This window comes from Yersinia sp. 2541 StPb PI (assembly GCF_052217145.1).
Taxonomy (GTDB): Bacteria; Pseudomonadota; Gammaproteobacteria; order Enterobacterales; family Enterobacteriaceae; genus Yersinia; species Yersinia enterocolitica_E.
The window spans coordinates 458784-469706 of record NZ_JAZGQB010000001.1 but is presented as its reverse complement, the minus strand read 5'-3'; the positions used below and the strand labels follow the sequence as shown (position 1 = coordinate 469706).

Here is a 10923-nt window from a genome sequence, read left to right as displayed (position 1 = left end):
TTGCTGGCAAATAAAATAGCCCTAGTGAGATAGGCTCTAAGGATAATGTGTTATGACCTACTGTGTGGCCATGCGGCTGTCATCCGGGTTAGTGTTTGCCTCTGACTCCCGTACCAATGCCGGGGTGGATCATATTTCCACTTTTCGCAAGTTACACCTGTTTCAGCAAGAGGGTGAACGAACGCTGGTGGTGCAAAGTGCGGGGAATCTGGCAACCACACAGAGTATTGTCAGTTTGCTGCAACGCCGCTGTCTGGACCCGGAACAAACTAACCTGCTGAATGTGCGCTCGATGTATGAGGCCGCAACACTTCTGGGCGAGACGGTGCGCGAGGTGATTAACCGAGACAGCGGTGCGCAGCAAAACAGCGGCGGAACCGATTTTAACTGTAACCTGTTGTTAGGCGGGCAAATTAAAGGTGAAGGACTGCGGCTGTTTCATATTTATCCGCAGGGTAACTTTATTGAAGCCACGCAGGACACGCCCTATTTTCAAATTGGCGAAAGTAAGTACGGCAAACCGATTATTGATCGGGTGTTGAATTACCACACCACGTTGGATCAGGCCATGCAGTGCGCGTTGATCTCGATGGACTCAACCTTGCGCAGTAATTTATCCGTCGGTTTACCGCTAGACGTGATGATCTATTCACTCGATAGTTTCAGTACCGAACAGCAATATCGCATCACCGAAGATCACCCCTACTTTATGATGATCCGTAAGGGCTGGGGCGAGGGGCTAGTGAGTATTTTTGCGCAGTTACCCGCGCTAAAGCTGGGAGAGTGATTTAGTTTTGGTGATGGATAGGCTCTGGTTTCGGTTGATATGCGTTCAGTGTTCACCTAACCATTGCGGCCTCCATCCTCGTCGGCAATATTCCTGATTGCGCTCAACGTCAAAAGAGATTCAGAATCAAAACCATAGCGTTTTGTTTTGAATTGGCCTTTGAAGTTAAAAGCCCATTTGAGCTGCCGAGCAAGGAGAGAAGCCACTGATCTGAACTAAATCAATCCCTCACCCAATAAATCCCCTCATATGCCCGCAACACCATCTCCTGCGGCTGGAAAGCACTTTCGCCGTAGCTGCTCATCAACAATTGCCAGTTACCGTCCAGCGCAGTCTCCTCTGGCTGCCACTGTTGCGGTTCACCGCTCAGGTTAGCCACCACCAACAACTGTTTACCCTGCCAGTGGCGCAAGTAGCACCACAACTCTGGATGTTGCGGGCAGAGATCACGATAGTCACCAAAAGTGAACACATCATGTTGTTTACGCAGGGCTATCAGATATTGATAGGCATAAAACACCGAGTCAGCATCAGCCAGCGCGCTATCAACATTAATTTCAGCATAGTTACTGCAGGGTTCGATCCATGGGGTTCCCTGACTGAAACCGGCATTACGGCTGCGATCCCATTGCATCGGGGTACGACTATTATCACGAGATTTGGCTGCCAGAATCGCTAATAACTCGTCAGGATCGCGATCTTGTGCACTTAGCTCAGCAAACATATTCAGACTTTCGACATCACGGTATTGATTAATCGAGGTAAAATTAGGATTGGTCATGCCAATCTCTTCGCCTTGGTAGATATATGGCGTACCTTGCATACCATGCAGCACCATTGCCAGCATCTTGGCCGCTGGCACGCGCAGTGCACCTTCGTCACCAAAGCGCGATACAATGCGCGGCTGGTCGTGATTACACCAGAACAACGCGTTCCACGCACGGTTATGCATCCCCTGCTGCCACTGGTTAAATATCTGTTTGAGTTCCACCCGATCCGGCGGCATTAGCGACCATTTGGCCCCATTAAGATAATCCACTTTTAGATGATGGAAATTAAAGGTCATCGACAGCTCATCCCCGCCCAATGCGGCATAACGCTGGCAATGCTCAAGGCGGGTGGACGACATCTCGCCAACTGTCATCAGGCCGCGCGGTTGAAACACATCACGGCTCATTTCTTGTAAAAATTCGTGGATACGGGGGCCATCGGTATAGAAACGGCGGCCATCACCCGCAAAATCATCCGGGAAGTCTTGCTGTTTGGATACCAGATTAATTACATCCAGGCGCAAACCATCCACACCAATATCAGCCCAAAACTCGCACACTTTCTTCAGTTCATCACGTACCGGCTGGTGCTCCCAATTAAGATCCGCCTGCTCGGTAGCGAACAGGTGCAGATAATATTGGCCGCTTTCAGCATGCCATTGCCAGGCATTACCACCAAATTTCGAGCGCCAGTTATTCGGTAAATTATCACCCTCACCATCACGCCAAATATAGAACTGACGGTACGGGCTGTTGCGCTCCGCTGATGCTTTAAACCAGGCATGTTCAGTCGAGGTATGATTGAACACCATATCCATTACGATACGAATACCCCGCTGATGAGCAGCCGCAACCAAAGTTTTGAAATCATCTAAGCTGCCGTAAGCAGGGTCAATGGCACAGTAGTCGGCAACGTCATAGCCGTTATCCACTTGTGGCGAGACATAAACCGGTGTCAACCAGAGGGCATCAACGCCGAGTTTGTGCAGATAATCCAACCGTTGCGTCACGCCAGCCAGGTCACCATAGCCATTACCGGTGCTATCCTGAAAACTCTTCGGGTAAATCTGATAAATGACGCCGTTTTGCCACCAAGGGATAGGATTATTCATAGCAGACTCTTATTCGTAGTAAAAACAGAGAAAATTAAAGAAACAGCTCCGCCACAGGATAACCTTTGGCGGAGGAATACGATTTAGACCGGTAATTCGCCACGACTCTCTTTACGTTTGTAAACCAGTATAGTCAGCACCAATGGCACCACGATCGCCACTAACATTGCCACAGCATAAATCGCCCAGAACTGTGGTTTGATGGATAAAATACCAGGCAGGCCACCGACACCAATACCGTTCGCCATCACCCCAGTCAGACCACAAATGAGGCCCGCCAACGCAGAACCAATCATGGCGCACAACATCGGGAAGCGATATTTGAGGTTGATACCGTACATTGCCGGTTCTGTGACACCCAGATAGGCTGAAATTGCCGCAGGTACCGATATTTCGCGCTCATTGATCTTGCGGCTAATGATAATAATGCCCAATACCGCAGATGCCTGTGCGATGTTAGACAACGCAATCAGCGGCCATACCGGTGTACCGCCCATGCTCTGAATCATCTGCATATCAATGGCTAACGTGGTCTGATGCACGCCGGTAATGACTAGCGGCGCATACAAGAAGCCAAACAGTGCGGCACCAATCGGCGCGAAGCTGCCTGTCATAACAGCTTTCACTCCCCAGGCCACACCATCACCAATCATGCGACCAAATGGCCCGATAAGCGTATGGGCGAGGAATACCGCCAGCAACAGGGAAACTACCGGCACCACCACCAAATAAAGATAGGCTGGAATGATTTTCTTCAGATTAGTTTCAATCCAACCCAGCGCCAAACCCGCCAAAATTGATGGAATGACCTGTGCCTGATAACCTACTTTCTCAATGGTAAACCAGCCAAAGTTCCAAACTTCGGGGATCTGTTGCCCCAGCAGGTAGGAATTCATCAGTTGTGGTGATACCAAGGTGATACCCAACACAATCCCCAATACTGGGGTGCCCCCCATTTTCTTCACTGTCGACCAGCAGATAGCCACCGGTAGGTAGAAGAAGATGGCTTCGCCCAGCAACCAGAGAAAGTCGTAAATGGTTTTCCATGCCGGATACATCTGTGCCAGCGTTTTGCCATCAGACATCGGAATATCGCCAATCACATTACGGAAGCCAAGAATCAAGCCTCCGCTGATCAGCGCTGGCAGCAACGGGAAGAAAATCTCGGCAAAGTGAGAAATACCACGTTCAAACCAAGTCATGTTCTGCCGTGCAGCCAGTTTGGTCTGCTCTTTATCCACTTCATTCAGGCCAATTTTAGCAATCAGCGCTTGATAGTAATCGTCAACTTCAGGCCCGATAACCACTTGAAATTGCCCGGCATTAGTAAAGCAACCTTTAACCATCGACAGATTTTCAATTTCTTTAGGTGAAGCTTTAGAGGGGTCATTCAACACAAAGCGTAGCCGGGTAATGCAGTGGCTGACGGTGGCAATATTATCTCTGCCTCCCACCAGTACGATCAATTGATCGATATCTTGTTGTTTTACTTTGCTCATTTCAACGTACCTTTCGTAAAGGTGAGATAACGTGCGACTTATTCGTTTTTCTTAATAAAAGCAGTAGGGTCAGTCTTAAAGAAAAAATACATCGATAGCCTGTTAAATATACAGCTCATTAAAGATTAGCTATGTATTGATTTTTATGGAATGGGAACGTTCCCAACTTGCGTTAGAGATCACAATTTGACAACTTTTTATGATGTTATTGGCCGTAAACCATGGGTTCGCCCATCACGCACTCCCACCACTCAGGGTGGGATTTCAGATAGCATCACGTCGAGAAAAGAAGAATCAGGCCAGTTGACCAGGAATGATAATTTGTTGAATTGATTGACTATGATTAAGTTGATCAAGTAATTGTTGGGCGGCTTTCACTCCTGCGGTGCCATAACCCAACTCGACTGACAGGGTATTTGGGAACAAAAAGTGCAACAGCGGTGTATTACCAATGCCGCAGACCTGAATGTGTTGCAGGCTCTGCTGTTGTAAATACTTACTCACCCCCATAGCGATAGTGTCAGAGGCACACACCAGCGCCGAGGTATCGGGTTTTATCACCTGAGGTGCGAGCTGGAAGCCACTTTGATAACTCAGTTCACCCAGTGCAACTGTCGGTAGCAGGCCATGTTGTTGGCTGTAATCAAGATAAGATTGATGACGACGCATACCGGTAGTGGCATCCGACGGCTGCACGCCAATATAGCTAATATGCCGATGCCCCGCGTGACGTAATTTATCCATTAACAAGCGCACTGCCCCGTCGTCGTCGTAGCATACGGAAGAAAAACCCGCATACTCGCGCGCCAGCACCACCATTCGTTCCTGCCATGGCGAGAGCATTTCTGCGGTTAACCCAGTGAAACCAAACAAAATGACGCCATCTACATGGCGCTGTTGCAACACATGTAAATGTTCACTGACTAATTCAGGATCAAACTGGCTCTCCATCAGGATAGGGTCATAACCTTGCTGATAGAACAGTGGCAGCATCGTGCGCACCGCCTGATTTTCAGATGGCGAATCCAGACGCGAGACAATAATACCCACAACTTTATCACTCTGACCCCGCATGGCTCGGGCTGATTTGGACGGGGTAAATCCCTGCTGACGGATGACAGCTTCCACTCGTTCACGAGTTTGTGGACTGACGCTACCTTCGTTATTCAATACCCGTGAAACCGTGGATTTTCCAACTCCACTCATGCGGGCAATGTCCTTTATGGTCAAACGGTTTTGCATGGTTTACCTAATGTTTAGGTTTGGAAACATATAATAAACTGATTATTTATATTACCGAAGTTGTGGGAAGTCTAGCATGCGCAGAATCAGACTCAGCGCATGATATCCCAATGACTCGCAGCATATTACTGCCCTAACGGCATATCTTACCGTCGGGGTGGTCTTTGGCGTGGCGAGAACAGTGATGCGGTTTAATGTCTGTTTAGCTGTTAGACAGCCGCTAACAATCTTTAAATAAAACCGGGGGTTAATTACCCAGTGGACCCTGTTCCCTCGACCTACACCTTTTGGTGTGTCCGGTAAGGTAATTCCCCATTCAGGGTGGCTGCTTTATCGGATAACAATCTGATAAGCGGTCACTACGCACGTCCTTGCGTTAGTTTCTGCTGATGATGTTTTTGCCCTCTCTACGGCAGGTTTGCCGTGGGCGCAACATAAAGACCGTCCGACAAACGGCTTTGTGACATGACAGTAAGGCTCAAACCATGCAAGTTAAAAATTTCACCCGGCAGTTGCTCAATGTGTTGAGCCGTAACCTGCCTCGCCGCCTAATTCGCCGGGAAACCATGTTAGATGGCTTGCCGCAGGGAAGTGCGACAAAAGATTTGCCCGCAGCGCTGACTCAACAACGTTTGCAGTGCGCGAATGAAACGCCACCACAACTTTATCTGCGTTTTCAGAGCCACCCCGAAGGGTTAACGGAACAAGAAGCAGCAGCCATTCGCCTGCAAAATGGCAGTAATCTCATTGAAAATCAGCAAGCTACCAGTTGGTGGGTCCACTTATGGCACTGCTATCGCAACCCGTTTAACTTGCTGCTCACCATTCTGGCTCTGATTTCCTACGCCACCGAAGACCTCACCGCCGCATTGGTGATTGGTGCCATGGTGTTAATTTCCACCCTGATGCATTTTATCCAGGAAGCACGTTCTAACCGCGCTGCGGATGCTTTAAAAGCCATGGTCAGCAATACCGCAACCGTGGTGCGCAGTGATGCCCATACGGGCAAGAGCGAGCATCGTGAGCTACCGATCTCTCAGTTAGTGCCTGGCGATATCATCAAACTATCTGCGGGCGATATGATCCCGGCGGATTTACGTATTCTGGTGGCCAAAGATCTGTTTATCAGTCAGGCCGCCTTAACCGGTGAGTCACTGCCGGTTGAGAAAGTGGCGCAATGCCGTGAGTGTGAGGAACAAAATCCACTCGAACGAGACACGCTGTGCTTTATGGGCACCAATGTCGTTAGCGGTTCGGCACTGGCTATCGTGGTGGGCACCGGTAACCAAACCTATTTCGGTCTGCTGGCAGAGCGTGTAACGCATCAGGATGAGCAACCTAATGCCTTCCAGAGTGGCATCAGTAAAGTCAGTTGGTTGCTGATTCGCTTTATGTTAGTCATGACACCTATCGTGTTGTTGATAAACGGCTTTACCAAAGGTGACTGGTGGGAAGCCGCGCTGTTCGCGCTCTCGGTTGCTGTGGGTTTAACCCCGGAAATGCTGCCGATGATCGTCACGTCGACGTTGGCAAAAGGGGCGGTGAAACTGTCCAGGCAGAAAGTGATCGTCAAGCGCTTAGATGCTATTCAGAACTTTGGCGCGATGGATATTCTGTGTACCGATAAGACCGGCACCCTGACGCAAGATAAGATTGTGTTGGAAAGCCACACCGATGTGTTTGGGGCCAATTGTGAGCGGGTGCTGCACTACGCCTGGCTCAACAGTTATTACCAAACGGGATTGAAAAATCTGCTGGATGTCGCGGTGTTATCTTCCATGGTTGAGTCAAAAGACTCAGAATCTCGGGCAGCCGATACGCTGGCGGGTTACCGCAAAATCGATGAAATCCCATTCGATTTTGAACGCCGTCGCATGTCAGTGGTAGTCAGCGATAAAGCGGATTATCACGAACTTATCTGTAAAGGCGCGCTGGAAGAGATGTTGTCCATTTGCCGTCATGTCCGCCAAGGGAGTGAAATTATCCCATTGACCGACGCGCTGTTGGCAAGCATCCGCCGCATTACCGATGAACAGAACCAGCAAGGACTGCGAGTGGTGGCGGTTGCCACCCGTATCATGCCAGCTTATCAGCAGGATTATGCTGTTATTGATGAATATGACCTGATCTTGGAAGGGTATATCGCCTTTCTCGATCCGCCGAAAGAGAGCACAGCGCCGGCGCTGCTGGCACTAAAACGCAATGGCGTTAACGTTAAAATTCTTACCGGTGACAACGAGTTAGTTGCGCGTAAGGTATGTAAAGATGTTGGATTATCTGTCGAGCATGTCTTGCGTGGCAGTGATATCGAACAGATGACGGAGACACAACTGACGGAGGCCACCCGCACCACCACGGTGTTCGCCAAGCTGACACCAATACACAAAGAACGTATCGTACAGAACCTGCGTAATGCCGGTCATGTGGTCGGTTTTATGGGGGATGGCATCAATGATGCACCGGCACTGCGTGCTGCTGATATTGGGATCTCGGTGGATTCAGCAGTAGATATTGCTAAAGAAGCCGCCGATATCATCTTGTTGGAAAAGAGCCTGATGGTGCTGGAGCAAGGGGTAATTGAAGGCCGCCGCACATTTGCCAACATGCTGAAATACATCAAGATGACTGCCAGCTCTAACTTTGGTAACGTCTTCAGCGTCCTGATTGCTAGCGCATTTTTGCCCTTCCTACCCATGCTGCCACTCCATCTGTTAATCCAGAATCTGCTGTACGATATTTCGCAGATTGCTATTCCATTCGATAACGTTGATGAAGAGCAACTGGCAAAGCCACAACGCTGGAACGCCGGCGATTTGGGGCGATTTATGGTGTTCTTTGGTCCGATAAGTTCTATTTTTGACGTACTGACTTTTTGCCTGATGTGGTGGGTATTTAAAGCCAATACATCAGAAATGCAGACGTTGTTCCAATCCGGTTGGTTTGTTGAAGGGCTGCTATCCCAGACCTTAATTGTGCATATGATCCGTACCCGTAAAATTCCCTTCATCCAGAGCCGCGCCTCTTGGCCGCTATGTCTAATGACACTGGCGGTGGTGGTCATTGGTATCGGGCTAACCTTCTCTCCACTGGCTGGATTCCTGCAATTGCAAGCGCTGCCACTCTCTTACTTCCCGTGGCTGATGGTGATCTTAACCGGCTATATGGTGACAACGCAGTTGGTTAAAGGGTGGTTTGTGAGGAGATATGGCTGGCAGTGATTTGATTATTAACCGCGTGAGTGTTGCGCCATCCACGGTGCAGCGGCTTGTCTCCTGTCACTCCGCGGTTTCACCGGAAATGGCTGTGAAACTGACGGCAGTTCTGGGAAGCACTCCGGCAATGTGGCTCCGCCTCCAGGCGGCTTACGATCTAGGGAAAGCAGAAGAGAGCATCGATATTTCAAATCTGACTAAATTGTACAAACCAGAACCCGTATCACTACATAGCTGATACGCCCCAACGCCCCTCGGTTTTTCAACGGCTGTCTACCACTCACGGATAGCCTTTTCTATTCCATCGCTAGAAATTTGCTTTGGCATAACTCAAATTCGACTCAAACAATCAATCGCTATCGCCTTGAAGCTATCAAAATGCTGACTGCTCAATAAACGGCTCATTGAACGCTCTCGCACAAAAGTAACGAACAAGTCGTAAATCGCCATCGCTTCTTCATAGTCAGTTTTACTGATAGCTAACAGGAAAATGACATGGGCTACCTCACCATCACCCCAGGCAATGCCATTGGGAGCCAACAGGGTAACCACCACGGTCTTTTTGGCTAACAGGCCGAGTGAGTGTGGCAGTGCAATCCCCTCCCCCAGCATAGTGGAGACAATCGCCTCACGCTCCACCACCGATGGGTAAAAGTCCGCATCAACGAACCCTTCCTCTTCCAACTGACTGCACACTTTTTTAAATAACTGCTCTTGTGTCATCGGCTGGTCGATAATCATAAAATGATTACTGTCGAAAAACTTTTCCAACATATAAGGGCGAGTGCGATCCACTAGCACCAACTTACCCAGTTGTTCTAACTGATATTCAGTCGGAAACGGTGACATTACTACCACCGGCTTATTCTTTTCCGCCAGACGTGAATTAGAAATAATAAAATCTTCGTCGATATGGTCGAGATTTTCGTAATCACGCAGGGAAATGGTTTGTGTCATCACGATCTGCGGATACTTACGAGCAATCTGTGCCTGAATCATTCGGGTAGTGGAGTTACCGGTATCACACACCAACATCACCTGTGGGTGACGTTGATAACCAATATTGTAATGGCGTTCCAACCCAACACCGATGTGCAGTACCAGATAGCCTATCTCATTCTCACTCAAGCTATAAGGCGTATATTTGCCCCAACTGGATACCGCCGCCAGTGTTACGTCATAAGCCATCGGATAGTGCTGTTTAATATTGGATAACAATGGATTAGGGATAGTTATTTGATACTTCACCCGCGTAATCATGGTCTTGATATGGGTGAGTAAATCAATTCGTAACTGCTTATCGCCCTGCAAATTGTAGTTATAGTGGGCGTTGATATAAGAGAGGATGTAATCCACCAATGTCTCTTCATCATCGGCGTTGATTTCACTGGGGCGACTGGTACCAGGCTGACTGACTTGCACTCGGCGGGCGGCAATATTGACCCGCAAATACGCTTCTTCTGCTGCCGAAATGTCTTTGCCCGATAATAGTTTCAACTCATTTGCCAAACGGCCGGAGGCGAGTTTGACCGCCTCATCCACATCTTCGGCATCAAAATCTGATAACGGATAACCGTCGGCGATGCGTTTTATCGCCACAGCACAGTAGAAAATAAGGTAGTGCTCACCCTCATCAGTTAGCCGTACCGCATATTGCGCCAATAGCTCATGCAGCAATCCCGTTAATTCGGGGATAGTCTGAATGTTAAGAAACTCATTTTTTAATAATGGGTTATCAGCATCTTGCAGATGTAGCTGAAACAAAAGGTCGGTCAAACACGTGCGGACAGCCAACTCGGCACCAAACAATTTCATGCCGTAGCGTGGCTTGGTTTCAATCGTCAGATGGTATCGGTTTAGCCTTTCTCTCACCTCAGCCATATCATTTTGCAATGTGCCACGGCTAACGAACCATTCATCAGCTAAATCTTCCAGCTTCAATGAAAAAGCAGAGGTCAGAAAACGGATTAACAGGTAATGCACTCGCTCATTGGCAGTTCGCGGAGTTAGGTGCATTTTGCGGTTTTGCTGCTGTAGAGCACGAAAGCGTTCAGCATCATCGATCATCAATCGGTAGCCAAAGCCACGGTTATGGATAAAGTGCGCACCATAATGTTCAAGGATCTCATTCAACGCCGTAATATCTGCCCGCACGGTACGTGTCGAAACCGCAAAACGTTTCGCCAGCTCATCCTGAGGCAGCGTTTCCGATTGCAATGCATCGAACATGTAGGCCAGACGTTGATAGGGAAATCTCACTGCTCCACTCCGTTATTCAGGGTGTATGGGCATCCCCCCGCC

General features: G+C 48.9%; 7 protein-coding genes. 3 read left to right on the top strand and 4 right to left on the bottom strand.

Annotation, left to right across the window (positions count from 1 at the left end):
* Positions 1–52: 52 nt before the first annotated feature.
* Entirely contained in the window at positions 53–787 is a 735-nt protein-coding gene (locus tag V1953_RS02010; protein WP_083162246.1) for a proteasome-type protease, read from the top strand.
* A gap of 220 nt (positions 788–1007) precedes the next feature.
* Here the strand turns inward: V1953_RS02010 and treC are convergent, their stop codons facing one another.
* The 3 genes from treC to treR form a co-directional block, all read right to left on the bottom strand.
* Positions 1008–2669, bottom strand: a complete 1662-nt coding sequence (treC, locus tag V1953_RS02005; protein ID WP_442850592.1) for an alpha,alpha-phosphotrehalase — start codon at positions 2667–2669, stop codon at positions 1008–1010.
* 83 nt (positions 2670–2752) lie between these two features.
* Positions 2753–4168 (bottom strand): PTS trehalose transporter subunit IIBC, encoded by a 1416-nt coding sequence (gene treB / locus V1953_RS02000; RefSeq protein WP_083162242.1) that lies wholly within the window; start codon positions 4166–4168, stop codon positions 2753–2755.
* Positions 4169–4462: 294 nt separating this feature from the next.
* The gene (gene treR / locus V1953_RS01995; RefSeq protein WP_083162240.1) at positions 4463–5410 is read right to left on the bottom strand and encodes a trehalose operon repressor TreR; all 948 of its coding nucleotides are present in this window, start codon (positions 5408–5410) and stop codon (positions 4463–4465) included.
* A gap of 485 nt (positions 5411–5895) precedes the next feature.
* On the opposite strand from treR, the gene mgtA reads away from it, so the two are divergent.
* Together mgtA and V1953_RS01985 are read left to right on the top strand one after the other, a co-directional pair.
* Complete coding sequence (gene mgtA, locus V1953_RS01990; RefSeq protein WP_442850591.1) at positions 5896–8628, top strand: magnesium-translocating P-type ATPase; 2733 nt, start codon at positions 5896–5898, stop codon at positions 8626–8628.
* Complete coding sequence (locus V1953_RS01985; RefSeq protein ID WP_372569700.1) at positions 8615–8860, top strand: HigA family addiction module antitoxin; 246 nt, start codon at positions 8615–8617, stop codon at positions 8858–8860. Before mgtA ends, V1953_RS01985 begins: the two co-directional genes overlap by 14 nt.
* Before the next feature lie 92 nt (positions 8861–8952).
* On the opposite strand, the gene V1953_RS01980 is transcribed toward V1953_RS01985, so the two are convergent.
* Entirely contained in the window at positions 8953–10881 is a 1929-nt protein-coding gene (locus tag V1953_RS01980; RefSeq protein WP_372569701.1) for a BglG family transcription antiterminator, read from the bottom strand.
* Positions 10882–10923: the final 42 nt, after the last annotated feature.

What these genes read in the sequence shown, in the direction of transcription:
- treC (WP_442850592.1), bottom strand. Translation starts at nt 2,669, where the DNA reads ATGAATAATCCTATCCCTTGGTGGCAAAACGGCGTCATTTATCAGATT.
- treB (WP_083162242.1), bottom strand. Translation starts at nt 4,168, where the DNA reads ATGAGCAAAGTAAAACAACAAGATATCGATCAATTGATCGTACTGGTG.
- V1953_RS02010 (WP_083162246.1), top strand. Translation starts at nt 53, where the DNA reads ATGACCTACTGTGTGGCCATGCGGCTGTCATCCGGGTTAGTGTTTGCC.
- treR (WP_083162240.1), bottom strand. Translation starts at nt 5,410, where the DNA reads ATGCAAAACCGTTTGACCATAAAGGACATTGCCCGCATGAGTGGAGTT.
- mgtA (WP_442850591.1), top strand. Translation starts at nt 5,896, where the DNA reads ATGCAAGTTAAAAATTTCACCCGGCAGTTGCTCAATGTGTTGAGCCGT.
- V1953_RS01985 (WP_372569700.1), top strand. Translation starts at nt 8,615, where the DNA reads ATGGCTGGCAGTGATTTGATTATTAACCGCGTGAGTGTTGCGCCATCC.